22 protein-coding genes are annotated in these 25,521 nt (G+C 63.2%); 13 read left to right on the top strand and 9 right to left on the bottom strand.

From position 1 onward, the window contains the following. Positions 1-34: 34 nt before the first annotated feature. Positions 35-976, top strand: a complete 942-nt coding sequence (locus tag FSY59_RS19645) for a 2-hydroxyacid dehydrogenase (protein ID WP_029158371.1) — start codon at positions 35-37, stop codon at positions 974-976. A gap of 289 nt (positions 977-1,265) precedes the next feature. Here the strand turns inward: FSY59_RS19645 and FSY59_RS19640 are convergent, their stop codons facing one another. The 3 genes from FSY59_RS19640 to FSY59_RS19630 all read right to left on the bottom strand — a co-directional run bounded on the left by FSY59_RS19640 (position 1,266) and on the right by FSY59_RS19630 (position 4,244). Beyond that, on the bottom strand, positions 1,266-2,303 hold the full coding sequence (locus FSY59_RS19640) for a DctP family TRAP transporter solute-binding subunit (protein WP_043008642.1): 1,038 nt from the start codon (positions 2,301-2,303) through the stop codon (positions 1,266-1,268). A gap of 82 nt (positions 2,304-2,385) precedes the next feature. Then, positions 2,386-3,684, bottom strand: coding sequence for a TRAP transporter large permease (locus FSY59_RS19635; protein WP_148729111.1), 1,299 nt, complete (start codon positions 3,682-3,684; stop codon positions 2,386-2,388). Continuing rightward, a complete protein-coding gene (locus FSY59_RS19630; protein ID WP_003051108.1) occupies positions 3,681-4,244 on the bottom strand; it encodes a TRAP transporter small permease in 564 nt (187 codons plus the stop codon). The genes FSY59_RS19635 and FSY59_RS19630 overlap by 4 nt, the downstream gene beginning before the upstream one ends. A gap of 424 nt (positions 4,245-4,668) precedes the next feature. Here FSY59_RS19630 and FSY59_RS19625 point away from each other — a divergent pair, with 424 nt between their 5' ends. The 5 genes from FSY59_RS19625 to FSY59_RS19605 all read left to right on the top strand — a co-directional run bounded on the left by FSY59_RS19625 (position 4,669) and on the right by FSY59_RS19605 (position 9,370). Then, positions 4,669-5,619, top strand: coding sequence for a LysR substrate-binding domain-containing protein (locus FSY59_RS19625; RefSeq protein ID WP_003051111.1), 951 nt, complete (start codon positions 4,669-4,671; stop codon positions 5,617-5,619). A 430-nt stretch (positions 5,620-6,049) separates the two neighbouring features. Next, positions 6,050-6,949, top strand: coding sequence for a transporter substrate-binding domain-containing protein (locus FSY59_RS19620; RefSeq protein WP_003051113.1), 900 nt, complete (start codon positions 6,050-6,052; stop codon positions 6,947-6,949). A 114-nt stretch (positions 6,950-7,063) separates the two neighbouring features. Further along, positions 7,064-7,816: an amino acid ABC transporter permease gene (locus FSY59_RS19615; RefSeq protein WP_003051116.1), complete on the top strand. Its 753-nt coding sequence runs from the start codon at positions 7,064-7,066 to the stop codon at positions 7,814-7,816. A 1-nt stretch (position 7,817) separates the two neighbouring features. Then, positions 7,818-8,489: an amino acid ABC transporter permease gene (locus tag FSY59_RS19610; protein WP_003051118.1), complete on the top strand. Its 672-nt coding sequence runs from the start codon at positions 7,818-7,820 to the stop codon at positions 8,487-8,489. A 143-nt stretch (positions 8,490-8,632) separates the two neighbouring features. Then, entirely contained in the window at positions 8,633-9,370 is a 738-nt protein-coding gene (locus FSY59_RS19605; RefSeq protein WP_003051120.1) for an amino acid ABC transporter ATP-binding protein, read from the top strand. Positions 9,371-9,449: 79 nt separating this feature from the next. On the opposite strand, the gene rocF is transcribed toward FSY59_RS19605, so the two are convergent. After that, positions 9,450-10,403, bottom strand: a complete 954-nt coding sequence (rocF, locus tag FSY59_RS19600) for an arginase (RefSeq protein ID WP_003051121.1) — start codon at positions 10,401-10,403, stop codon at positions 9,450-9,452. Between the two features lie 13 nt (positions 10,404-10,416). Further along, positions 10,417-11,523: an ornithine cyclodeaminase gene (locus FSY59_RS19595; protein WP_148729110.1), complete on the bottom strand. Its 1,107-nt coding sequence runs from the start codon at positions 11,521-11,523 to the stop codon at positions 10,417-10,419. A gap of 128 nt (positions 11,524-11,651) precedes the next feature. Between FSY59_RS19595 and pyrC the strand changes: the two genes are divergently transcribed. The 6 genes from pyrC to FSY59_RS19565 all read left to right on the top strand — a co-directional run bounded on the left by pyrC (position 11,652) and on the right by FSY59_RS19565 (position 16,947). Next, on the top strand, positions 11,652-12,698 hold the full coding sequence (gene pyrC, locus FSY59_RS19590; RefSeq protein WP_187427926.1) for a dihydroorotase: 1,047 nt from the start codon (positions 11,652-11,654) through the stop codon (positions 12,696-12,698). A gap of 149 nt (positions 12,699-12,847) precedes the next feature. Continuing rightward, the gene (locus tag FSY59_RS19585) at positions 12,848-13,750 is read left to right on the top strand and encodes an NYN domain-containing protein (protein WP_003051124.1); all 903 of its coding nucleotides are present in this window, start codon (positions 12,848-12,850) and stop codon (positions 13,748-13,750) included. 154 nt (positions 13,751-13,904) lie between these two features. Continuing rightward, positions 13,905-14,627, top strand: coding sequence for a DUF3025 domain-containing protein (locus tag FSY59_RS19580; RefSeq protein WP_370458233.1), 723 nt, complete (start codon positions 13,905-13,907; stop codon positions 14,625-14,627). A 73-nt stretch (positions 14,628-14,700) separates the two neighbouring features. Beyond that, on the top strand, positions 14,701-15,573 hold the full coding sequence (htpX, locus tag FSY59_RS19575) for a protease HtpX (protein WP_003051126.1): 873 nt from the start codon (positions 14,701-14,703) through the stop codon (positions 15,571-15,573). A 124-nt stretch (positions 15,574-15,697) separates the two neighbouring features. Beyond that, the gene (locus tag FSY59_RS19570) at positions 15,698-16,066 is read left to right on the top strand and encodes a YXWGXW repeat-containing protein (RefSeq protein ID WP_003051127.1); all 369 of its coding nucleotides are present in this window, start codon (positions 15,698-15,700) and stop codon (positions 16,064-16,066) included. 86 nt (positions 16,067-16,152) lie between these two features. Next, on the top strand, positions 16,153-16,947 hold the full coding sequence (locus FSY59_RS19565; RefSeq protein WP_003051129.1) for an oxepin-CoA hydrolase, alternative type: 795 nt from the start codon (positions 16,153-16,155) through the stop codon (positions 16,945-16,947). Positions 16,948-16,965: 18 nt separating this feature from the next. Here the strand turns inward: FSY59_RS19565 and FSY59_RS19560 are convergent, their stop codons facing one another. Both FSY59_RS19560 and FSY59_RS19555 read right to left on the bottom strand, forming a co-directional pair. Next, positions 16,966-17,535: a hypothetical protein gene (locus tag FSY59_RS19560; RefSeq protein WP_003051130.1), complete on the bottom strand. Its 570-nt coding sequence runs from the start codon at positions 17,533-17,535 to the stop codon at positions 16,966-16,968. A gap of 173 nt (positions 17,536-17,708) precedes the next feature. Beyond that, positions 17,709-19,493 (bottom strand): NAD(P)/FAD-dependent oxidoreductase, encoded by a 1,785-nt coding sequence (locus tag FSY59_RS19555; RefSeq protein ID WP_003051131.1) that lies wholly within the window; start codon positions 19,491-19,493, stop codon positions 17,709-17,711. A 208-nt stretch (positions 19,494-19,701) separates the two neighbouring features. Here FSY59_RS19555 and FSY59_RS19550 point away from each other — a divergent pair, with 208 nt between their 5' ends. Next, positions 19,702-20,736, top strand: coding sequence for an intradiol ring-cleavage dioxygenase (locus FSY59_RS19550; protein WP_043375211.1), 1,035 nt, complete (start codon positions 19,702-19,704; stop codon positions 20,734-20,736). Positions 20,737-20,744: 8 nt separating this feature from the next. Here FSY59_RS19550 and FSY59_RS19545 read toward each other — a convergent pair whose 3' ends face one another. Together FSY59_RS19545 and sbcD are read right to left on the bottom strand one after the other, a co-directional pair. Continuing rightward, a complete protein-coding gene (locus FSY59_RS19545; protein WP_148729108.1) occupies positions 20,745-24,200 on the bottom strand; it encodes an SbcC/MukB-like Walker B domain-containing protein in 3,456 nt (1,151 codons plus the stop codon). Continuing rightward, on the bottom strand, positions 24,197-25,477 hold the full coding sequence (gene sbcD / locus FSY59_RS19540) for an exonuclease subunit SbcD (protein ID WP_148729107.1): 1,281 nt from the start codon (positions 25,475-25,477) through the stop codon (positions 24,197-24,199). Before sbcD ends, FSY59_RS19545 begins: the two co-directional genes overlap by 4 nt. Between the last annotated feature and the right edge of the window lie 44 nt (positions 25,478-25,521).

The following is a 25,521-nucleotide window of genomic DNA, read 5'->3' as shown; positions in this document are numbered from 1 at the left end:
GCGCTGTGTGAAGCCAGAGCGCCGCGTTCCCGCCATGAAGCCTGCCCTGCTAGTTCTGAACCTCCAGGTCCCCGCCCATCTGCAGCAGATGGAGCAGACCTTTGCCGACTTTGATGTGATCTATGCGCCCGAGGCCGATCAGGCCGAGGCCGCAATCGCCGCCCACGGAACGCGCGTGCAATGCGTGTGCACGATTGGCGCGACGGGCCTGTCTGCCGCGCAGATGCAGCGCATGCCCGGGCTGTCGCTGGTCTGCGCCATGGGTGCGGGCTACGAGAACATCGACGTGGCCCATGCCAAGGCGCACGGGATTGCCGTCGGCAACGGCGTGGGGACGAACGACGACTGCGTGGCCGACCACGCCATGGGTCTGCTGATCGCCGCGGTGCGCGGCATCGTCAAGCTGGACAAGGCCACGCGTGCCGGCATCTGGCGCTCGGCCCTGCCGCTGCCGGCCAATGTCTCGGGCAAGCGCCTGGGCATCGTGGGACTGGGCCAGATCGGCGCCAAGATCGCCAGGCGCGCAGCTGCCTTCGACATGCCCGTCGGCTATCACAACCGCAAGCCGCGCGAGGGAGTCGAGCACCAGTACTTCGACGATCTGCTGGCGCTGGCCACCTGGGCCGATGTGCTGCTGGTGGCCACGCCGGGCGGCGCGGGCACGCGCCATCTGATCAATGCCGAGGTGCTCGACGCACTGGGCGAAAAAGGCGTGCTGGTGAATATCGCGCGCGGCTCGGTGGTCGATACCGCAGCGCTGGCCGAAGCCGTGCGCGCAGGCCGTCTGGCCGGTGCCGGACTGGATGTCTACGAAAGCGAGCCGCTGCCGCCGCAGGAACTGATCGATCTCGACGCCGTGGTGCTGACGCCCCATGTGGGCGGCTGGTCGCCCGAGGCGGTGCAGAACTCGGTAGACCGCTTCATCGCCAATATGCGCTGCCATCTGGATGGCAAGCCCTTGGTCTCGCCCATCTGAGTGCTATTGAATTGAAAGCTTATTGCGCTTGATATTGTTGTATTTCAATATGATTTTACTTTGAAATTCACTTATATCAAGCGCTTATAGCTTTGATATTCATAGCAATAAGAAATCCCCGCGCAGATTGCTCTGGCGGGGATTTTTACTATCTGCGGCGTCATGAAGCTGGCGCGGACCAAACCAGTGACACCAAGCAAGGGCCGCCCCGCAGCGAGGGTGTCGTCCCCCTCCCGAAGAGAGAGGGGGAAGCCGCGGGGCCGCCTAGGCGTAGCGGCTCAGGGGGAGCTTATTTCTGGCTGGCGGCAATGGCTTTTTCGGCCTTGTCGACCAGCGGTGCGCCGATCTGGCTCTTCCACTTGTCGTAGACGGGGCGGGTGGCCTTGACAAAGGCTTCGCGCTCGGCGGCGTTAGGCGTGGTCACGGTCACGCCCAGGCCGGCCAGGTCCTTGAGCAAGGGCTTGTCGGCCTCGACCAGGCCCTTGCGTGCAATGGCGATTTCTTCCTTGGCGGCATCCAGCGCGGCCTGTTTGACGATGGCCTGGTCGGCAGGCGTCCAGCTGGCCCAGACGTCCTTGTTGACGACGAAGATCAGCGGGTCGTTCATATAGCCCCACATGGTCAGATGCTTCTGGCCCACGGACTGCAGCTTGGCCGCCATGTACACGCCGATGGGGTTCTCCTGGCCGTCCACGGCGCCGCTGGCCATGGCCGGCTGGGCATCGGCCCAGCTCATCTGCGTGGGGTTGGCGCCCAGGGCCGTGAAGGTGTCCAGGAACAGGGGCGAGCCCACGACGCGGATCTTCATGCCCTTGAGGTCGGCAGGCGTCTTGATGGCGTGCTTGGAGTTGGATATTTCGCGGTAGCCGTTCTCACCCCAGGCCAGAGGCACCACGCCGCCTTTTTCCAGGGTCTTGAAGATTTCCTGGCCCACTTCGCCCTGGGTCACGGCATCCACGGCCTTGAAGTTGGGGAAGAGGAAGGGCATGGAGAACAGGTTCAGCGACTTGACCTGGGGCGACCAGTTGATGGTCGAGCCCACGGCCATGTCGATCACGCCCTGGCGCAGCGCGGAGAACTCACGCGTCTGGTCGCCCTGCACCAGCGAGGTGCCGGGGTAGAGCTTGATGTTGATGCGGCCCTGGGTGCGCTCGCGCACCTTGTCGGCCCACAGCTCGCCGCCCTTGCCCCAGGGGAAGGCCGTGCCCAGCACCAGGGACATGCGGTATTCGCTCTTGTACTTGGCCTGTGCCATGGCCATGGGCGATGCAAAGGCCAGAGCGGCGGCAGTGGCCACGGCGGATGCGAGGAAGGTACGAAGTTTCATATGGTTTGTCTCCCTTTTAGAAACGAAAGAACTGGAAAGCAGGAATGAGCAGTTGCGGCCTCCAGTGCCGCAACTGCTGGAATCAATAGCCCATCTTTGCGGGCAGCCACAGAGCGAGCTGCGGGAAGGCAATGACCAGAATCATCACGACGAACATGGACAGCAGCATCCAGCCTACCCAGCGCACGGTGGACTCCATGCGCACGCCCGCGATGCGGCAGCTGACCATCAGGTTCACGGCCAGCGGCGGCGTGAACTGGCCCAGTGCCACCTTGAGCGTGAGGATCACGCCAAACCAGACGGGGTCCCACTGGTAGTGATTCATGATGGGCAGCAGCAGTGGTACAAAGATCAGGAAGATCGAGATTCCGTCCAGGAACATGCCCACGGTGATCAGCAGCAGGATCAGCAGACCCAGCACGCCGTATTCGCCGAGACCGGAATTCACGATGGCATTGGCCACCGGATCGATCACGCCCAGTGTGGACAGCGAGAAGGCAAAAATGCCGGCCAGCGACACCACCAGCAGGATCACGGCCGACAGCTCGCCCGCTTCGCGCAGAATCGGGAAGAGGTCGCGCACGCCGATAGTGCGGTGAATCACCATGCCGACGAACAGCCCGTAGAACACGGCAACCACGGCGGCCTCGGTGGGGGTGAACCAGCCCATGCGCATGCCGCCCAGGATCAGCACCGGAGCTGCCAGGCCCCAGGAAGCCTCGCGCAGGCTCTTCCAGAACAGCGGGCGGGGCATGGAGGCTTCGAGCGCGCCCATCTTGTGCTTGCGCGACATCCACACGGCGGGAATGATGAGCGCGATACCCGCCAGCACGCCGGGAATCATGCCGGCCGCGAACAGGGCCGGCACCGAAGCACCGGGCACCAGCACCGAGTAGATGATGAAAGCCACCGAAGGCGGAATCAGAATGTCCGTCGCTGCGGCCGCTCCGACCACGCTGGCCGAGAAGCTCTTGGGATAGCCGGCGCGGCTCATGGCGGCAATCATCACGCCGCCCACGGCCGCCGCATTGGCCGGTCCGGAGCCGGAGATGCCGCCCAGGAACATGGCCACGGCGATCGCCACCAGCGGCAGCATGCCGGGGCCGCGGCCCACGATGGCCACGGCAAAGTTCACCAGCCGCAGGGCAACGCCCGAGCGATCGAAGATGGAGCCCACGAGCACGAACATGGGAATCGCCAGCAGCGGATACTTGCCCAGCCCGGCATAGAAATTCTGCGGCACGGCCAGCAGGCCGAACCACTGCGTATCGGCATTGGCCAGGGCAATCGCGGCCGCACCGGCCAGACCGAGGGCCGTGCCTATGGGCACGCCGATGAACATCAGGCCCAGAAAGGCCACGAACAGCAAGGTGGCGATCATGCGATCTCCTTGCTGTGGTCTTTTTCCACGGGCTCGTCAGGGAAGGCGCCGGGCTTGCCCTGGCGGATGAACAGGCCGACGGCGCGCAGCGTGATCAGGGCCGAGACCACGGGCAGCCAGATCGAATACCACCACTGCGGCACGCCGATGCCGGGCGAGGTTTCCTCGAAGCGGAAGTCGTCCCAGACCACGCGCACGCTGAGCACGGCAATGATGGCAAACAGCAGCGCCACCATCAGCGAGCCGAAACGGGCCAGAGCCTTGCGGCGCTGGACGGAGCCGCTGTCCGAGAAAAACTCGATGCGGATATGCTGATTGCGCGCCACGGCGGCAGAGCCTGCGACCAGGGCCAGCAAGATCATCAGAAAGACCGAGATTTCCTCGGTCCAGGCAAAGGAGGAGTTGGTGAAATAGCGCACCAGCACATTGGCAAAGGTGATCAGGGCCAGAGCGGCCATGATGATCACGGTCAGCCAGTCTTCAATGCGCAGTGAGCGAGGCTCGTCCGGGCGCGCGCCGGTATCGGCGCCACCATCGGTCTCGGGAGGAGTGGAGGACATGAACGCGGAAAGTCAGAAAAACACACAGGGGTCAGGGCAGCTCGCCTGAATGGCGTGATCCGCGCGCACTCGATGAAAATGCCCTTATGTTCACGACTTACGCAAAACGGGTTCAGGCAAGACGATTGCCTCAGGAGGCAGGCCGTTGTTGCATTCTTGTCTGCGTAAGTCCTTATGTTGTTCCTTGACCTTCACGGCGTTGTGCACCGGGATGGCTTGGAGCGAGTAGACACACCGGATAGATGTGAGCAAATATTATCAAGGTATCTATGTCGCATGGCTTACGTCGTGCAGCAGGCATTACCCTAGGGTCTGATGAGCAGGGCGGGCTTGGCGCCGAGTCCGTGCTGTGTCCCGTTTAGCATCCAACAAGGATTACCTCCGTTGCACAGCTTTGGTGCAGGGCAGCGGATAATGAGAGTCTATGGAAACCAAATGGCTTGAAGATTTTGTCAGCCTTGCTGAAACCCGCAGTTTCAGCCGCTCGGCCCAGTTGCGTCACGTGACGCAGCCTGCGTTCTCGCGCCGCATCCAGGCACTGGAGGCCTGGGCGGGCACGGATCTGGTCGACAGAAGCTCGTACCCGACGCGACTGACGCCAGCAGGCAAGACCATGTACGAGCAGGCGCTGGAGATTCTGCAGTCCCTGCAGAGCACCCGGACCATGCTGCGTGCCCACGTCAGTGCGGGCAAGGGCATGGTGGGCTTTGCCGTGCCACATACGCTGGCGTTCACGTTCTTCCCGAACTGGGTGTCGGCCGTGCATGAGAAGTTCGGCCCTTTCCGCAGCCGTCTGTTCGCCCTCAATGTTCACGATGCGGTGATGCGCCTCGTGGAAGGCGGCTGCGATCTGCTGATCGCCTACTACCACTCTTCCCAGCCTTTCCAGCTCGACCCCTCGCGCTATGAAATGGTGAGCCTTGGGCATGAGGTGCTGGCTCCCTACTCCAAGCCCGACGAGAACGGCAACCCTATCTTTGCCCTGCCCGGCCGCCAGGGCCAGCCGCTGCCCTATCTGGGCTATGCCGCCGGCGCCTATCTGGGCCGCGTGACGGAGCTGATCCTCAAGGAAGCGTCCGAGGCCGTGCACCTCGAGCGTGTCTATGAAACCGACATGGCCGAAGGTCTCAAGGCCATGGCACTTGAAGGTCATGGCGTGGCCTTTTTGCCCTATAGCGCGGTGCGTGGCGAGCTGGAGTCCGGCCGTCTGGTGCGCGCCGTGCCCGAGGGCGTGACCGGTTTCCAGATGGACATGGAGGTGCGGGCCTATCGGGAAAAACCCACGGGCGATGCGCCCCAGGGAGGAGCTGCCGCGCTCTGGAACTTCCTCAAGGAGCAGGGCGAGATTGCGGGTGGCGAGGTCAAGGCTGTGTAACCCGACCGAGTGTTGCTTTTCTTCCAAAAGGGCCAATTGGCCCTTTTCTTGCTTGTGTGACCAGGTTTGAGTGATTTTGGGTGTTTTACTGGTGAAAACCCTAATGTTATGCATCGGGTAAATACTGAATATGCAAGTTGCGCATAAGGATTTTTGCCATCGGCATTAGCTTGTGAAATCACGAAAGCATTAGAGTTCGCAGCTTGCACAAAAAGAGGTGCTGCTTTGCAACACAAGATTGAGGCGGTGAGTAGGTGGTTGCCTTCCTGAATTCCCTACGGGAAAAGTCTTAGAAATGATTGCAATTCAGCCATCTTCATGACTGCACAATGTGTGCAGTACATTTGTTAACGCAACCTGTCCACCCTCACAAAGGGCGATGCGTTAAGGAGTGGCAAGCGTTTTTGGTCCTTACCAATAGGAGATCCGTATGAAGAAGCATTTGTTGGCCATCGCCGTAACCGCACTGGCAACTGGCACCGTGTTTGCACAGGCCAATGACACCCTGGCCAAGATCAAGTCCACCGGCAGCGTCACTCTGGGCGTACGTGAGTCGTCCGGCCTGGGCTATACGCTGGGCAATGGCAAATATGTGGGCTTCCATACCGAAATGGGTGAGCGCATCCTCAAGGACATCCAGAAGCAACTGGGCCTGACAGCGCTGGAAGTGAAGTACCAGCCCGTGACCTCGCAAAACCGTATTCCTCTGGTGCAGAACGGCACCGTGGACATCGAGTGCGGCTCCACCACCAACAACACGGCTCGTCAGAAGGACGCAGCCTTCGCCTTCACCACCTATGTGGAAGAAGTGCGTATCGCCACCCGTGCCAACTCGGGCATCACCGGCATCAAGGACCTGAACGGCAAGACCATCGTGACCACGACGGGCACGACTTCCGTGCAGACCCTGCGCAAGAACAAGCGCGCCGACGGCCTGACCTTCAAGGAAGTCATGGGCAAGGACCACGCCGACAGCTTCCTGATGCTGGAAACCGGCCGTGCCGACGCCTTCATCATGGACGGCTCCATCCTGGCCGCCAACATCTCCAAGTCCAAGGCCCCCAACGATTACAAGATCGTGGGTGAAGTGCTGTCGGTGGAACCCATCGCCTGCATGATGCGCAAGGACGATCCCGCCTTCAAGAAGGCCGTGGACGAATCCATCGTGCGTCAGATCAAGGATGGCTCCCTGACCAAGCTGTACGACAAGTGGTTCCTGCAGCCCATTCCTCCCAACAACGTGAAGGTGGGCCTGCCGCTGTCGGCTGCCACCAAGGATGCGTGGGCTCACCCCAACGACAAGCCCATGGAAGCTTACGAAGTCAAGTAATCCCGCCCAATAGGTGTACCGCCCCTTCTGCCAAGCGGTTAGAAGGGGCTTTTTTGTTGCGAGGGCCGGTGTGAGCGTTTGCCCTCATAAACCGAGAATGAAAGAGGTGCTCGTATGAGTTGGGATTGGCAGGTGTTCTGTGAGGACACCATTACCCAAGAGGTCGGGCAGAGTTGTTTTGGCAAGAACGGTGACATCACCTATCTGGACTGGATGATGTCGGCCTGGGGCTGGACCGTGGCGGTGGCCTTGCTGTCGCTGGTCATTGCCCTGGTGCTGGGCGCAGTCATCGGTACCTTGCGTACCTTGCCCGACCGTCCGTGGATCGTGCGCCTGGGCAATGCCTGGGTGGAGTTGTTCCGCAATATTCCCTTGCTGGTCCAGGTGTTCATCTGGTATCACGTGATTCCCGCCATGGTGCCGGCCATGAAGTCCCTGCCGGGCTTTGTGCTGGTGGTGTTTGCCATCGGTTTCTTCACCTCGGCGCGTATTGCCGAGCAGGTGCGATCCGGTATTCAGGCCCTGCCGCGAGGCCAGCGCTACGCCGGTATGGCCGTGGGTTTCACGACCTTCCAGACCTACCGCTATGTGCTGCTGCCGATGGCGTTTCGCATCATCATCCCGCCGCTGACCAGCGAGGCCATGAACGTGTTCAAGAACTCGTCCGTGGCATTTGCCGTGTCAGTGGCCGAGCTGACCATGTTCGCCATGCAGGCACAGGAAGAAACGGCGCGCGGCGTCGAGATCTATCTGGCTGTCACCGGTCTGTATGTGATTTCTGCCTTCATCATCAACCGCATCATGGCCTTCATCGAGAAGCGTTCCCGCGTTCCCGGCCTGATTGCAGCCAGCGGTGGAGGCCACTGATATGAATCTCAACCTCGACTGGTCGTTTTTCTCGTTGGAACTGTTCAGCAACTTTGTGCTGAAGGGGCTGTATTTCAGCGTGTTCCTGACGGTGGTCGCCACGCTGGGCGGCATCTTCTTCGGCACCTTGCTGGCGCTGATGCGCCTTTCGGGCAAGAAGTGGCTGGAGCTGCCAGCCACCATCTATGTCAACGGCATGCGCTCCATCCCGCTGGTGATGGTGATCCTGTGGTTCTTCCTGCTGATGCCCATGCTGATCGGCAAGCCCATCGGCGCGGAGACTTCGGCCATCATCACCTTCGTGGCTTTCGAAGCCGCATATTTCTCTGAAATCATGCGTGCCGGCATCCAGTCCATTCCACGTGGACAGGTGTTTGCGGGCCAGGCGCTGGGCATGACCTATGGTCAGAACATGCGTCTGGTGGTGCTGCCTCAGGCCTTCCGCAACATGCTGCCCGTGCTGCTGACCCAGACCATCATCCTGTTCCAGGATACTTCGCTGGTCTATGCGATCGGTGCCTACGACATGCTCAAGGGCTTCGAAATTGCCGGCAAGAACTTTGGCCGACCCATCGAGTCCTATCTGGCGGCTGCCGTGACCTATTTTGTGATCTGCTTTGCACTGTCTTGGTTCGTCAAGCGTCTGCACAAGAAGATCGCCATTATTCGATGAAACACCCCCTGAGTCGCTTCGCGCCCTCCCCCTCAAGGGGGACGACGGCCTCGGCTGCGGGGCGGCCCTTGCTGGCCGTCCCTGGCCTGACCGAGCCCGTTGCAGGCGCTGCGATGGATCACTGACAAAAGTCGGAGTGAAAAATGATTGAACTCAAGAACGTTTCCAAGTGGTACGGCAGCTTTCAGGTGCTGTCCGATTGCTCCACCAATATCAACAAGGGCGAGGTGGTGGTGGTGTGCGGCCCTTCGGGCTCTGGCAAGTCCACGCTGATCAAGACCATCAATGCGCTGGAGCCCTTCCAGAAGGGCGAGATCTTTGTGGACGGCACGGCCGTGCACGACCCCAAGACCGATCTGCCCAAGCTGCGCAGCCGCGTGGGCATGGTGTTCCAGCACTTTGAGCTGTTCCCCCATCTGTCGGTGACGGAGAACCTGACCATCGCGCAGATGAAGGTGCTGGGCCGCAGCGCGGCCGATGCCAAGACCCGTGGCCTCAAGATGCTGGACCGCGTGGGCCTGACCGCTCACAAGGACAAGTTCCCCGGTCAGCTCTCCGGCGGCCAGCAGCAGCGCGTGGCCATTGCGCGCGCGCTGTCCATGGACCCCATCGTGATGCTGTTCGACGAACCCACTTCGGCGCTGGATCCGGAAATGGTGGGCGAAGTGCTGGACGTGATGATGGGCCTGGCCAACGAAGGCATGACCATGATGTGCGTGACCCACGAAATGGGTTTTGCACGCAAGGTGGCCAGCCGTGTGATCTTCATGGACGTGGGCGGCAAGATTCTGGAAGACTGCAGCAAGGAAGAGTTCTTCGGCCATCCCGAAAACCGCCAGCCGCGTACCAAGGAATTCCTCAACAAGATCCTGCAGCATTGATGCCGCAGGCAAGCCGCAAAAAAGGCGCTCGCAGGAGCGCCTTTTTTCATGGCCTCGCGCCAGCCTCAGACTGAGTCGCTCAGCATTGCAGCACGCCGCGAGGCTCGCGCATCAGCGTGCTCTGGCCAAACAGGCTTTGCACCAGATCCACCACCAGCTCCGCCGTCTGGTTGCGCAGGTCCAGTGCCGGATTCAGCTCCACGATGTCCAGCGATGCAAGGCGGCCGGTGTCGGCAATCATTTCCATGCACAGCTGGGCCTCGCGGTAGGTGGGGCCGCCGCGTACCGGCGTGCCGGTGCCGGGCGCGATGTCGGGGTCGAGAAAGTCCACGTCGAAACTCAGATGCAGATGGACGTCGCTGTCGTTGCGCCCCAGCAAGGTGGCCAGCGCGCGGCGCATGACTTCACGCATGCCCAGCTCGTCGATGGCGCGCATGTCGTAGACCTCCAGCCCCAGCTCGCGGATCATGTGCTTCTCGCTCTCGTCCACGCTGCGCAGCCCGATCTGGCAGAACGATGAGGCGGGCAGGGCGGGAGTTGCCCCGGACAGCGCAGCCAGCTGAGCCGGCCCCAGTCCGCACAGGCTTGACACCGGCATGCCGTGCAGATTGCCCGTGGGCGAACTGTCGGGGGTGTTGCAGTCCGAATGGGCATCCAGCCAGAGCACGCGCAGCTGCTTGCCCGTGGCGCGGCAATGGCGGGCCACGGCGCTGATGGAGCCCGTGGCCAGCGTGTGGTCGCCGCCCAGCAGCATGGGCAGCCGGTTTTGCTGCAGCACCTGCAGTACCGCGTCATGGGCGATCTGGTTCCAGCTCAGGCATTCGGCCAGATTGCGCAGGCCCTGGGCATCGCGCGCGCCACGCGGATTGCCGGGGCCGGCCAGGTTGCCCAGATCGCTGACCTGTACGCCCAGTCGTTCAAGCGCCGGACCGAGCTGGGCCACGCGCAGGGCGTCGGGCCCCATGGCGGCGCCAAGGCGCGAAGCGCCGACATCGGTGGGAAGACCTATCAGTGTGCATGAGGTGTGTGTCATAAGCCGCTCCGCTTCAGGCCGTCTTACGGGCCGCAAGATGGGTGAACTGGGGACTCGATGCCTGTCTCACCATGGCAAACAGATCCTTGGGGTCGGCGAGCTCCGGCACCAGCTCGATCTGCGACAGCAGGCCCGCCTCGCCTGCCAGGCGGTGCATGGTGCGCAGCGCCGAGTAGTCCTCCAGTGCGAAGCCCACGGAGTCGAACAGGGTGATCTGGGCGTCCGATGTCCGGCCCGGCGCCAGCTTCTGCAGCACGCGCCACAGCTCGGTCACGGCAAAGTCGGCCGGCATCTGTTGCAGCTCGCCTTCGATGCGCGTCTGCGGCTCGTATTCGACAAAGACCTGTGCACGCTGCAGGGCGCTGGCATCGAACTCCGTCTTGCCGGGGCAGTCGCCGCCCACGGCATTGATATGCATGCCGGGCTCCAGCAGATGGCCGGGGATGATGGTGGCGCGGGTCTTGTCGGCGGTGGCGGTGGTCACGATATCCGTGCCGGCCACGGCATCGCGCACGCCGGTGCAGACGATGGCCGTGGCGCCAAAGCCGGGCAGGAACGGCTGCAGGTTGCGCAGCAGCTTTTGCGAGGCGGCCGGGTCAATGTCGAACAGGCGCAGCTCGCGCACGCCCAGCAGTTCCATGAAGGCCAGTGCCTGAAATTCGCTTTGCGAGCCGTTGCCGATCAGCGCCATGCTGCGGTTGCCGGCGCGCGCCAGATGGCGCGCGGCCATGGCCGATGTGGCGGCGGTGCGCAAGGCCGTGGTCAGCGTCAGCTCGCTGACAAAGCGCGGCATGCCGGTGGCGACATCGGCCAGCGCGCCGAAAGCCATCACCGTGGGCAGGCCCAGGCGCGGATTTTGCGGATGGCCGTTGACGTATTTGAAGGCGTAGTCCCGTGCATCGGCCACAGGCATCAGCTCGATCACGCCGCTGGCGGAATGGGCGGCCGTACGCGCGCTTTTGTCGAAGTCCTGCCAGCGGCCGAAGTCGGCCTCCAGGGCTTCGCTGACCAGGCGCAGCACCTGGGTGATGCCGATGCGCGCGACCAGCCGGGCAGCGTCGCTGGCGCTGAGAAAGTCGGTGCGCAAAGGTGTGCCGGCCAGAGCTTGAGGAACAGACATAAGACCTCCTCCTTGGCTTCATTCTTGAGGATTTCTGCGCCAAATGCCAGAGACAACAGCCTGTGACCGTCGTGGGAGCACTGCTCTTGCGGGTCGGGTGCGACCTTGCCGCCAGGGAAGATGGGACAATATCGGCCATGACTCAGACCATCACGATTACCCGCCCCGATGATTGGCACTTGCATGTGCGCGATGGCGATGCCATGCGCTGCGTGGTGCCGCACACGGCCCGCCAGATGGGCCGTGCCATCATCATGCCCAACCTCAAGCCCCCGGTCACCACGGCGGAGATGGCAGCGGACTACCGCGCCCGCATTCTGTCTGCCGTGCCTGCAGGCAGCCGGTTCCAGCCGCTGATGACGCTGTATCTGACGGACAACCTGGGCCCCGAGGAAATCGTGCGAGCCAAGGCGGCCGGCGTGGTGGCCTGCAAGCTGTACCCCGCAGGTGCCACGACCAATTCCGACCATGGCGTGACCGATCTGCGCAAGATCTACCCGACGCTGCAGGCCATGCAGCGCGAAGGCCTGGTGCTGCTGGTGCACGGTGAAGTGACCGATCAGAGCATCGACCTGTTCGACCGCGAGGCCGTGTTCATCGAGCAGCAGCTCAAGCCTCTGCGCAAGGATTTCCCCGAGCTCAGGATCGTCATGGAGCATGTGACGACCAAGGAAGCCGCCGAGTACGTGGCCGCAGCCGATGATTTCCTGGCGGCCACCATCACGCCCCAGCATTTGCTGTTCAACCGCAATGCCATCTTCCTGGGTGGCGTGCGACCGCACTTCTACTGCCTGCCGGTCCTGAAGCGAGAAACCCATCGCCTGGCGCTGGTGCAGGCCGCCACCAGCGGCAGCAGCAAGTTCTTCCTGGGCACGGACAGCGCTCCCCATGCCGCGCATCTGAAGGAAGCCGCGACCGGCTGCGCCGGCTGCTACAGCGCCCACGCCGCCATCGAGATGTATGCGGAGGTGTTTGACGGCGTTGGCGCCCTGGACAAGCTGGAGGCCTTTGCCTCCTTCAACGGCGCCGATTTCTACGGCCTGCCCCGCAACACCGACACCATCACCCTGGTCAAGGAAAGCTGGACACCTCCCGTGAGCTTTGAATACGGCGAAGGTGCGCAGCTCAAGCCCCTGCGCTTTGGCGAAGCCTTGCCCTGGAAGATGCTGGATTAAAAACAGTAGCTGCAAGCGCCTGTGTTCACTTGAATTAAAGGTGTTTCCGGTCTGAAATCAAGAAAGGAGTTGAGTAAGCTGCTCCTTTTTTAATTTGGCTTTACGCAAGGCCTCGGTTAGGCTTGGCCAAACAGCGCTCAGGAGATTGCATGCCCAACGATGTCCAGCCCAGGATTGCCTTGCTGATCGATGCGGACAACGCGCCCGCGGAGATGATTGACGAGATATTGACCGAGCTGTCCACCTTCGGCCTGATCAATATCCGCCGTGCCTATGGCAACTGGACCAAGGCCGGTCTGCATGGCTGGCAGAGCAAGCTGCTCGAATATGCCGTGCGGCCCATGCAGCAGTTCGATTACTCCAAGGGCAAGAACGCGACCGACATGGCCATGACGGTGGATGCCATGGAGCTGCTCTATACCGAAAAGCCCGATGCCTTCGGCATCGTCTCGTCGGATGCCGACTTCACCCCGCTGGTCATGCATTTGCGCGCCAAGGGCGCTGCCGTCTATGGATTCGGGGCGGAGCAGACGCCCAAGGCTTTCGTCAACGCCTGCTCGCGCTTCCTGTATTTCGATGCGCTCAAGGAGCTGGGCGACGGCATTGTCAGCCGCAGCGAACGCCGCGAGTTGGAAGAAGATGCGGGGGACGCTTTGCCACAGTCATCTGCCAGCCTTGTCGCAGCTGTGACGGCCGTGCCTGCCATCCTTGAAAAAGCACCAAGCTCTGCGGAGCCGGCGACTCCGGCGCCGGTGCCGACCAATTTGCTGCGCCAGAACACCAAGCTGCTGGCGATGTTGCGGGATGCGGTGAAGGCTACCCAAGATGAAGCCGGGTGGGCGTTGGTGGGTAAGCTGGGCACGCATATCGGCAACAAGCTGTCCTTTGATGCGCGCAACTATGGCTACCCTTCCTTGAGCAAGCTGCTGGCAGCAATTCAGGCATTTGAATTCCGGGATGAAGGCACTTCGCGGGTCGCCGTGCGCGACAAGCGCATGAAGAAGGCAGCATCGCCCCAGAGCACCTCGGCCGCAATGCCACCGCCAAAATAGCGGCATGGAGTGCATGAATCCGCTGCGCACCGCATGTCAGGGCCTGTCGAGTGCCAGCGATGCCGAGGAGTTTTTAGCGATCGACTGGTCACGCCCTTGGCTGAGCTGTCTGGCTTCTGCCGGGCGGACGATGGCGGAGCGCATTGCGAAAGGGATGCCTGTGTACCTTGCGCTCAATCACAGGCTGCCCTCGGCACTGAGCGATCATGGCTGGCAGTTCGTCGATCAGCTGCAGCTGCCTGTCGGTCAGGCCTATGAGGCATTTATCCACAGCCGGCGCTGCATTCCCACTCGCGACAATCTGCATGATTTCTTCAACGGCCTGATCTGGCTGCACTGGCCGCTGCTCAAGCAGCGGCTCAATGCATTGCAGGCGGCCGAGATCGCGCGCCAGGGCGTGGGGGCGCAGCGCGGGCGCCTGCGCGACTCGATCACGGTGCTGGACGAGAACGGCGGCCTGCTGCTGGCGCCTCAGGCCCTGTGCGATGCGCTGCGCGACAAGCGCTGGCAGGAGCTGTTCGTGGGCCGGCGGGCGCTTTGGGAGCAGGCGCGCTTCCTGCCCATAGGCCATGCCCTGCTGGAAAAGCTGGTCCAGCCGCGCAAGGCCATCACGGCGCATGTGATCTGCGTGCCGACGCAGCAGGCGCCGTGCCTGGCATCGCCGGCCGAGGCCGATGACTGGTTGTGCGAACAGCTGCGCACACAGTCTTGCAATCTGGCCGACAAGCCCTATCTACCAATTCCCATATTGGGAATCCCGGACTGGTGCCTGCAAAACCAGAACTTTTCCTTCTATGATGACTCTCTAGTTTTCCGAGCCCCACGTACCGTACAAACAACACAACAACGGGTACCGCCAGAAAGAGAACTGGCTTGATGCGCATTCGCCCTGCACAGGCGGTGCCTCAAGGGTTCTGGTCATTTTGTCCCCTGTGTGGAGTACACCCTCGATGAAACGTATTGCCTTATTTCTACTGACCAATATCGCCGTGGTGGCGGTATTGGGCATCGTCGCCAGCTTGCTGGGCGTCAACCGCTACCTCACTGCCAACGGCCTCAACCTGGGCGCCCTGCTGGGCTTTGCCTTCATCATGGGTTTTGGCGGTGCCATCATCTCGCTGCTGATCTCCAAGCCCATGGCCAAGTGGACATCGGGCGTGCAGGTCATCAACGAGCCGCGCAATGCCGATGAGGCCTGGATCGTCAACACCGTGCGCGGCTTTGCCGAGAAGGCCGGCATCGGCATGCCCGAGGTCGGCATCTATGAGGGCGAGCCCAACGCCTTTGCGACCGGCGCCTTCAAGAACTCGGCCCTGGTGGCGGTGTCCACGGGGCTGCTCGAAGGCATGACCCGCGAAGAGGTCGAGGCCGTGATCGGCCACGAAGTGGCCCACATCGCCAATGGCGACATGGTGACCATGACGCTGATCCAGGGCGTGATGAACACCTTTGTGGTCTTCCTCTCGCGTGTGATCGGCTATGCGGTCGATTCCTTTCTGCGCCGCAATGACGAGCAAAGCTCGGGCCCCGGCATCGGCTACATGATCACCACCGTGGTGCTGGATATCTTGCTGGGCTTTGTCGCCGCCATCATCGTGGCCTGGTTCTCGCGCCAGCGCGAGTTCCGTGCCGACGCGGGTGCCGCGCAGCTCATGGGCCGCAAGCAGCCCATGATGAATGCGCTGGCCCGTCTGGGCGGCATGCATCCGGGCGAGCTGCCCAAGAGCGTGGCGGCCATGGGCATTGCCGGCGGCATCGGCCAGCTGTTCTCCACCCACCCGCCCATCGAGCAGCGCATTGCTGCACTGCAAAACGCCCGTTAAGCGTACACCTGTGTAAACGGCAGTAGCCGGTCTTTACCGCTGCTTCACAAGCCCCTGTCAACAACTGGCAGGGGCTTTTGCGTTGTAGGAGCATATACATGTCCCCGGACTTTCAGGAGTTGTGATGTCCTTCATCTCTCAAACCATGACCCGCCGCCTGCTGCCGGTCTTGCTGCTGGGCGGCTCGGCTGCCCTGCTTACGGGCTGTGTGGTGGCCCCGGCCTATCCGGCTTATGGAACCGAGGTGGTCGCGGGCGACGTCTATGCACCCATGGCCCCGCCTGCCCTGATCAACGAGGTGATCCCGGTGGCTCCCTCGCCGGCCTATGTCTGGATCGGCGGCTCCTGGGGCTGGGGCGGCGGACGCTACAACTGGCGTCCCGGTCGCTGGGCCATGCCGCCACGTCCCGGCTACGGCTGGCATGAAGGGGGCTGGAACCATGGCCCTGGTGGCTGGCATCATGGCGGTGGCCATTGGGGGCCACGCCGCTGAGGGCGTCCGCTAGGTGACAAGAGAGGGCACAAGCCCGCTAGGCGGGCCATGCCGGCATCGCTAGAGTCGGATGCAGGAGGTTTGCCGTGAATCCTGCTCTTGTCACCCGCCGCGAAGGCGCTGTTCTCGTTCTCTCCAACAACAACCAGGCCGCGCGCAATGCGCTGTCGCCCGAGTACTACCACGCGGTCATGGAAGCGCTGCGTGCGGCCGGCACCGATGCCTCGGTTGCCGCCGTGATCCTCACGGGAGAGGGCGGTCATTTCTGCGCTGGCGGCGATCTGAACCAGCTGGCGACGCGGCGCGAGATGCCGCTGGCCGAACGCCGCCTCAGGCTCGAGGATCTCAACCATCTGATGCGTGCCATACGCGACTGCCCCAAGCCCGTGATCGCGGCGGTGGAAGGCGCTGCCGCGGGTGCGGGCCTTTCTCTGGCCATGGCTTGCGACATGCTGGTGGCGGCAAGGTCGGCGGTTTTCTCGGTGGCCTATGTGAAGGTCGGCCTCACCCCCGACGGTGGCGCGACGTCTTTTCTGGCCGAGTTCATGTCCCGTCAGTTGCTGACCGAGCTCTGCCTGACGGGTGAGCGCATCAGCGGCGAGCGCATGCATGCGCATGGCTGCATCAACCGCTTGACGGAGCCGGGCCAGGCCTTGGCCCAGGCGCTGGAACTGGCGCGGCAACTGGCCCAGGGGCCGGAGGTGGCGACCGCGCGTATCAAGGCACTGTGCCGGGTGGCTCACAACCACAGCCTGGAGCAGCAGCTGGCGCTGGAGGCTGACCATATGGTCGAGGCCCAGGGCAGCGAGGAGTCCCGCGAAGGCATCGCGGCCTTTCTGGAAAAGCGTGCGCCCGACTTTGCCAGGCTGCGCGGAGCCTGATGGAGCGCTCCTGGCGACCTAGCGAACCGTGTAGTTGAGCTGGAACATCACGCCGGCATTGCCCAGCACATTGACCTGGGCTCCCCAGTTCCGATTGAAGTCATAGCCCACGGCCGGAATGGCCGTGATGCCCCAGCCATGCCGGTTGTTGAACGGGATCTTCTTGTTGTACGGAAACTTGTAGCCGTGAATGATGCCGCCCGTGACCTTGAAGAAAAGGCCTGGCACGCTGTCAAACGGCCTGAAGCGCCAGCCGTAGTAGGCGTACTGGCTGGGCTGACCGAATGAATTCCTGAAATAGGCAAAGCCTGCGATATGGCGTTCGTCCAGCTCCTTCTCGGCCTGGATCAGCCAGACATAGGCATGCTTTTGTTCGTCAGGCTCGAAATCGTTTTCCTTTTTGGCATCGGAGAAGTGCCAGTCCAGGGGGGCGTAGCCAAACATCCAGCCCGACAGCGCAGAGGGCTTGTCGGCGGCAGTGTCTGCCGCAGCAGCTAAATCACTGGTTTGAGCGCTGGCACTGGCGGCAGCCAGCCAGCAGGCCAGTCCCAGGGTGACAGAGGCAGGTGCGAGTCGCAGAGGTTTCATGGTGACGCTTGGCGTGCGATGAAGTCCCCAGCGTACCGATGCCAAGCCTGGCGCAATGTCAGTCAGCGTCCAAAAACTTGTAAGAGCCATGACTTCCGGTGTGCTCGCGCCCCTCAAAGGCAGCCAGCCGGGGGGCTGGCATGCCTGGGGCGCAACGAGGCAGGCCGCGTGGCTTACAGGGCGCCGCCCGAGCCGCGTGCGCCCGAGGAGGGTACCGACACGCCGAGAATCGCCGCAGCCACGGCCTCGCCGACCTTGATGCCGTCGACACCGGCCGACAGAATGCCGCCCGCGTAACTGGCACCTTCACCGGCCGGGTACAGACCGCGCGTGTTGTCGCTCTGGAAGTCGGCGCCGCGGCCGATCTTGACCGGGGACGAGGTGCGTGTTTCCACACCAGTCAGCACGGCATCCTTCATGTCGTAGCCGCGAATCTTCTTGCCAAAGGCGGGCAGGGCCTCGCGCATGGCTTCGATCGCATAGGCGGGCAGTGCCTGGTGCAGATCGCCGAGGCTGATGCCGGGCTTGTAGGAGGGCTGAACTTCGCCAAACTCGGTGGATGGCTTGCCAGCCACAAAGTCGCCCACGAGCTGGCCGGGCGCACTGTAGTTCTGGCCGCCGAGCACATAGGCTTTGGACTCCAGCTGGCGCTGCAGCACAATGCCGGAGAGCGGGTGATGCTCGCCTTTTTGCAGCTTTTCGACGCCGAAGGTCTTGCCGTCAAAGGCCCAGGCAAAGCTCTCGGCGTCTTGCGGGTAGTCTTCGGGGCTGATGGCGCAGACCATGCCGGCATTGGCATTGCGCTCGGCGCGCGAATACTGGCTCATGCCGTTGGTGACGACGCGCCCGGGTTCGCTGGTCGCGGCCACCACGGTGCCGCCCGGGCACATGCAGAAGCTGTAGACGGCGCGGCCGTTTTTGGCATGGTGCACCAGCTTGTAGTCGGCAGCGCCCAGCAGCGGATGGCCGGCATCCTTGCCCCAGCGGGCGCGGTCGATCACGCTTTGCGGATGTTCGATGCGAAAGCCCACGGAGAAGGGCTTGGCCTCCATGGCCACGCCGCGCTCGTAGAACATGGCAAAAGTGTCGCGCGAGCTGTGGCCCAGAGCCATCACGGCATGATGGGTGGGCAGCGCATAGCTTTGGCCCGTGGCCTGGTCGAGCACCTGCAGGCCGACCAGCTGGCGCTGGCCGTCGACCTCTTCGATCTGCACATCGGTCACGCGCTGCTCGAAGCGGATTTCGCCGCCCAGGCGCACGATTTCCTCACGAATGCCTTCGACCAGCTTGACCAGCTTGAAAGTGCCGATATGGGGGTGAGCCGCGTAGAGAATTTCGGGCGGAGCACCATAGGTCACGAACTCGGTCAGTACCTTGCGGCCCAGATGGCGCGGGTCCTTGATCTGGCTGTAGAGCTTGCCGTCTGAGAAGGTGCCGGCGCCGCCTTCGCCGTACTGCACATTGGACTCGGGCGTCAGCTCGCGCTTGCGCCAAAGGCGCCAGGTGTCCTTGGTGCGCTCGCGCACGGTCTTGCCGCGCTCCAGCACGATGGGCCTGAAGCCCATCTGGGCCAGCACCAGTCCGGCAAACATGCCGCAGGGACCAAAGCCCACGACCACGGGGCGCTCGTCCAGGTCGGCCGGGGCCTGGCCCACGGCTTTCCAGCTCATGTCTGGCGTTGGGTTGACATGGGGGTGGTCGGCAAACTGCGTCAGCAGCGCGGCCTCCTGGCCCTCGTCGGCCAGCGTGATGTCGACGATGTAGACGGCCAGCAGTTCCGCCTTGCGCGCATCGAAGCTGCGCTTGTGCACATGCAGCCTGGCAATGGCGGAGCATGGAATGCCCAGGCGCTCGGCTGCGAGCTGGGTGAGCTGGTCCGTGGGCTGATATTCGGTGTGGTTCTCGGGGTGGTATTCCACCGCCGAGAGAGGGAGTTTGAGTTCTGCGATCCGGATCATGGCTTGTACCTATCAAGCAAGGGTCTGGATGGTAAGCCAAAGCCTTTGGGCCGGCTTGGCGCGGGCGGGGTGACCTTGGCGCCTGATCGGTGACACTATCAAAAACTGTAGCGCATGGCGCTTTATGGAAAAGGCATGGAGAGCAATTTTGTATAGCATCGGTAAAGATGAGGCAGCCGCTGGCTGCGTTGGCGGCTGCGGCGCTAGCATGGTGCGATTCACAGACGAGTCCATATCGCCCATGACCCAGCCGCACTCCTCATCCGAAACGCTTGTACCGGCCGCGTGCGCAACCTCGCGCAGAAGCTGGCTGCGGCAATCCGCAGCCCTGCTGGGGGCACTGCCCTTCATGCCATCGCCCGGTCGTGCCGCGCCCGCCGCAATCGGTTCGGCAGCAGCGCCAGCGACGGACGGCGCGGCGAAGGCCGCTGCTCCCTGGCTCAGCGGCGGTACCAAGGCCATCACCGCTGCCGTGCGCGGCATCAATCCATTTGCTGCGGCCGGTCTGGCGGGCGGTTGCCGCCTGACCTGCGAGGCCACCATCGGCCCCTGCCATACGCTGTCGCCCGAGCGCATGGATGTCAGCGATGGCTGGGACGGCCTGCCGCTGCATATGCAGATTCGCGTGGTCAACGAGCGCTGTGAGCCGGTGCCGGGCACGATTGTGGAGATCTGGCATACCAATCACACGGGCGGTTACTCGGGCCAGACTCACCGCATGTGCAACAACGATGCCGCCGATGTGAACAAGCAGTTCTTTCGCGGCTATCAGCGCACCGACGGCCATGGCGTGGCGCGTTTCGACAGCTGCTACCCCGGCTGGTATCGCGGCCGTGCCGTGCATGTGCACTTTCGCATCCTGCAAGGCAGCTACGACCCGGCGGACAGTGCTGCATCGTGGCTGACCAGCCAGCTGTTGTTCAGCGATGCGCTCAACAGCGAGATCTTTGCGCAGGCACCGCTTTACAAGGACAAGGGCCAGCCCGATACCCGCCTGGATGTGGACAACGTGGTCGGGCAGGAGCCGGACAAGACGCCTTATGTTTTCGATGTGCAGAACCTGGGCGGGGTGATGCTGGCATCGAAGACCGTGGTGGTGCGCAGCGACAGTGCCGACAAGCTCTGCCAGGTCAAGGGCTCCATGCCGCCAGGCGGCCCGGGTGGGCCAGGAGGTCCGGGGCGTCCCGGCGGCATGCGGCCGCCGCGCCCTGGCATGATGCCGCCACCTCCGCCCGGCACCTGAGTCAGGCTTCAGATCACCAGTCTGGAGTAACCGATTCCGGCTGCCTTTTCCACGCGGATCTGCGCCGGAATACGCTCCTTGAGCGCTTCCACATGGCTGATGACGCCAATCATCTTGCCGCTGGCGTTGAGTGCATCTAGCGCGGCCAGGGCGATCTCCAGCGTGTCGCCGTCCAGCGTGCCGAAGCCTTCGTCCAGGAATAGCGAGTCAATCGAGGTCTTGCTGCTGACCAGATCCGACAGTGCCAGCGCCAGTGCCAGGCTGACGAGAAAGGCCTCGCCGCCCGAAAGCGTGCGCGTGTCGCGCGCCACATCGCCCTGCCAGCCGTCCACGATGTCCAGTTCCAGCTCGCCCGTGGGCTTGCGCCGCAGCAGATAGCGGCCGTGCAGGCGCTCCAGGTGCCGGTTGGCCAGCAGCAGCAGATGGTCCAGCGTCAGCCCCTGGGCAAACTTGCGGAACTTGTCGCCCTCCTTGGAGCCGATCAGGCTGTTGAGGCGCTGCCATAGATCGTTGTCTTGCTCCAGTGCCGCAATTTGCAGCAGCAAGGCCTGCTGGCCCGTGCGGCGCTTTTCATCGTCAGCCAGGCGCGCACGCTGGGCACCCAGGCGCTCGGTCAGGTTGCCGCGCTCGGCCTCCAGGGCCTGCAACTGGGCGGCGATGGTCTCGGGTGTTTCCGCAGTCAAGGCCTGGGCCTGCAACCGGGCATGGTGTTGCGTGGCTTCAGCCAGCAAGGTCTGGTTGCGCTGCAAGGCTTGCTGCAATTGATCGCTGCGCTCTGTCAGGCGCTGCCATTCATCGGCGGGCAGCAGGGCCTGGGCAAAGGCGGCGGCATCGGCAAAAGGGCTGGCCTTCAGCGCGGTATCCCATGCGGCCTGCGCTTGGGCGCTGCTTTGCTGCAACTGGGTCAGATGGCCGCTGGCCTGCTGGCTCTGGCCTTGCAGGCTGGCCAGCTGTTGCACCGTGCGCTCCAGCAGTGCGGCGCATTCGACCAGATTGGCGGGCATGGCAGGCGCGGGCACTTGCGCGTCCACGGCCAGCAAATCCGCAGGCGAATCCGTCGGCAATTGCGCAGCGCCTTGCTGCCAGTGCCGGGCGTCTTGAGCGGCTTGCTCCACCTGACGCTGCTGCAATACCAGCTGCTGAGCCAGCGCCTGCAACTGGGTGCTGCGCTGCTGCCATTGCTGCCAGTCCTGCTGGCGCGCCTGCAGCCAGGCCTGGCTGTGCACCGCATCGGGCACCGCCCAGCCGGCTTGCGACATGGCCGCTTGCAGCTCGGTATTCAGGGCAGATGCGCTGGCTTGCAGGGCCTGAACGGCATCGCTCAAACGCTGCTGCTGGGCAGCGTTGCCCTGCTGGGCCTGCTGCACGCGCTCTTGCTGGTGCTCGGCGCCCTGCAAGCTTTGCGCGGCCGCATGGGCCGCATCCCTGGCTTGCTGTGCGCGGCGCTCGCCTGCCTCCGTACCGCTCAGCGCCTGCTGCAGGCTGGCGGCTTGCTGGCTGCCTTGTTGCTGTATCTGCGCCAATGCTTCGGCATGCATCCAGGCATCATCGGCCAGCATGGGCGCGCAGGCCTGGCGCAATGTGCTCCACTGCGCCTGCCATTGCTGGATATGGGCGGTCGTCGCTGCCAGCTGCTTTTGCAGACTGCTGTGCTGGCTTTCGCTGGCCGCGTGATCGGCCTTGCGCTGGCTGCCTTGCTCCTTGAGCGATTCCAGCTCGGCTCTGGCAGTTTGCAGTGCGGCCTCGGTGGCCGATATATCGAGCGCCGCATAGGCGGTGATGGCAGGATGCTCGTGCGAGCCGCACAGCGGGCAGGCCTCTCCGGGCTGCAGCGTGCGGCGGTGCGCCTCCAGGTTTTGAATGCGCCGCTCTTGCGCCAGCAGCTGCTCCTTGTCGCTGACTTTTTCGTTCTGTGCCTTGTACCGGCTGCGCAGGCTGACAAGATCCGCAGCTTGCTGCTGCATGCGTTGGTTGCATTCCTGCAGATCGGCGTCCAGCTGCTGCTCTTGCTGGTGCAGGGCATTGCGCTGGCTGGCCTGCTGTTGCAATTGCAGGATGAGCTGCATCTGCTGCTGCGCAGCCTGCCAGCGGGCACGCAACTGAGCCAGGCTGCCGCCATGGGGAGCCAGCAGAGTTTGCTGAGCCGCGTTGGCTTGTTCGGCAGCGCTCTGGGCCTGTTGCAGTGCGGTCTGCGCCTGCTGCACCACGGTGGCTTGCGCACTGCTTTGCTGTTGCAGGGCTTGAGCCTGATTCTGGGTGTCTTGCAGCTCGGCCTGCGCGCTCTGCAATTGCTGTTGGTGTTGTTGGCGTTGTTCAAGCTGTTCGCGCCAGCCGCTCAGCTGTTCGCCGAGTTGGGCATGGGTGGCATGTTGCTGCTGCCATTCGATCAAATCGGTCTGTTGCGCCTGCAGGTCATGCGCAAGCAGCTCTGCTTTTTGGTGTGATTGCGCGGCCAAGGCACTGGCCTGATGGTGCAGGTGCCACTGCGTGCCGCGCGTTTGCGTCAGTCTGTCTTGCAGATCGCTCAGCTGGCTTTGTGCAGCCTCGCTGGCACTTTGCATCTGTTGCCAGCGTTGGTGCAGTGCGGCAATGGCCTGGGCCGGGCCGTGGGCTTGCAGGCGCTGCAGATCGGGTGCGGCAGCATCCAGCGCTTGCCGGGCTTGCTGGACCTGCAGTTGGGCCTGCTCGGCCTGCACCCGCGCTTGTGCGGTTTGTTCCTGCCAGCGCTGCAGGCTGTGCAGGTGCTGGTGGCTTTGTTGCAGATCAGAGAGCGCGCTTTGCAGCTGTGCGGCCTCGGCCTGTAACTGGGTGCGCTCTTCCTCGGGCAGCAACTGCATGCCGTCGGCCTGTGCCTGGGTGGTGCTCAGCAACTGGCGCGCATCGCGGGCGCGCTCGAACACGGTTTGCGAGATCTGGCTGTAGATGTCGGTGCCGGTCAGCTCTTCCAGCAGCTCGGCGCGCTCGTTGGCGCTGGCCTGCAAAAAGGCTGCAAAGCCGCCCTGGGCCAGCAGCATGGATTTGGTGAAGCGCGCAAAGTCCAGCCCGGTGATCTGGGCCATCTGTCTGAGCTTGTCCGCACTTTGGCTGCTGAGGATATGACCGTCGGCCACGCGCGCCAGTTCCACCTTGGGCGCCTGCAGCGCGCCGCTGGCCTTGTCGCGTGCGCGGCGCTGGCTCCAGAAGGCACGGTAGACTGCACCTTTGACTTCGAACTCCACCTCGGCCAGGCAGTCGGCCTGATGGCGTGTCATCAAGTCATTGCTGCCGGCGCTGATGGTAGCCAGACGCGGTGTCTGGTGGTACAGCGCCAGGCAGATGGCGTCCAGCAAGGTGGACTTGCCTGCGCCCGTGGGTCCAGTAATGGCAAACAGGCTGTTGCCGGCAAAGGGTTCGGCAGTGAAATCGACCTGCCACTCGCCCTTGAGCGAATTGAGATTCTTGAGACGCAGCTTGAGGATTTTCATGCGGCGCTCCCGGGGAGGTTCTCAGGGTGGCTCAGGGATTCGACCACGCTGCGATAGCGCTCGGTCAGCGCCTGCTGCAGCGGCGGCTCCAGTGTCTCCAGTGCCAGGCGGCGGGCAAACACGTCCTGCGGGGTCAGCTCGTCCAGCGACTCCATGGCTGCGCTTTGCAACTGCGGTGCGCTATTGCCGCGCTGGCGCTTGATGCGCAGCACCTGCACGGGCAACTCCTCGACCAGGGCCTGCACACGGGCGGGCAGGTCGGCCAGATAGTCATCCTCTTCAATCGTGATATCCAGCCAGGTGGCGCGCTTGGGGTCTGCGTCAGCGGCTATTTGTTTCAGTGCGTTTGGCAGATCGGCCAGGGTACAGCGCAGCGCGGCCATTGCTTGGGACACCGGAACGGGCAGAGACGTTACGCCCTGCAAGCCGCTTTCGTTCAGCTCGACCAGCAATACCTGCTTGGTCTGGCGCGCTTCGTCAAAGCCCAGCGCAATCGGCGAGCCGCTGTAGCGGATATGCTCCATGCCGCCCACTTTTTGCGGCTGGTGGATATGGCCCAGCGCAATGTAGTCGGCGGGCGGGAAAGCATTGGTGGGAAAGGCTTCGAGCGAGCCCACATAGATCTCGCGCACCGACTCGTTGCTGCTGGCGCCCACGGTGGTCAGATGGCCGGTGGCGATGATGGGCAGCTTGCGGCCCAGCGTGGCTTGCAGCTTTTGCTGCAGGTCCAGGGCCGCTTCATACACCTGTCGATAGGTGGACTGAATGGCGGTCTGCAAGGCCAGCTGCTTGTCCTGCGCGCTTTGACCGGCCTGGCTTTGCTGCACGTCGCGGGCGCGGATAAAGGGCAGGGCGCAGACAATGCAGCCGGGCTGGCTTGCACCGTCCGGGTCTGAGCGGCGTGCATCTGGACCGCGTAGTGGCAGGGTGACGGCATGCTGCTGCGGAGCGCCGGTGGAGGCAATCACCTGTGTGCCCAGATGGCGCAGCAGATCGCGGCTTTCGTCGAGCACGCTGACCGAGTCATGGTTGCCGCCCAGAATCAGCAGGCCCACACCGGCCTGGTGCAGCCGCGCAATCAGCTGGTTGTAGAGTTCGCGCGCATAGCTGGCCGGTGCGCCGGTGTCGAACACATCGCCGGCAATCAGCACGGCGTCGACCTGATGGGCCTGTACCTGCTGCAGCAACCAGTCAATCAGGGCCTGATGTTCGGCCTGGCGGCTGCGGCCCATGAAGTGCTGGCCCAGGTGCCAGTCGGAGGTGTGGAGAAGACGCATGCGGCGATGGTATGCCAGCCGGGCCGGCTGGCGGGCGCAGGCGC

This window comes from Comamonas sp. Z3 (assembly GCF_008121565.1).
In the GTDB taxonomy this organism is placed as follows: domain Bacteria; phylum Pseudomonadota; class Gammaproteobacteria; order Burkholderiales; family Burkholderiaceae_C; genus Comamonas; species Comamonas brasiliensis.
Note: the sequence above shows the minus strand (reverse complement) of the source record. Positions and strands in the feature narration are given on the sequence as shown.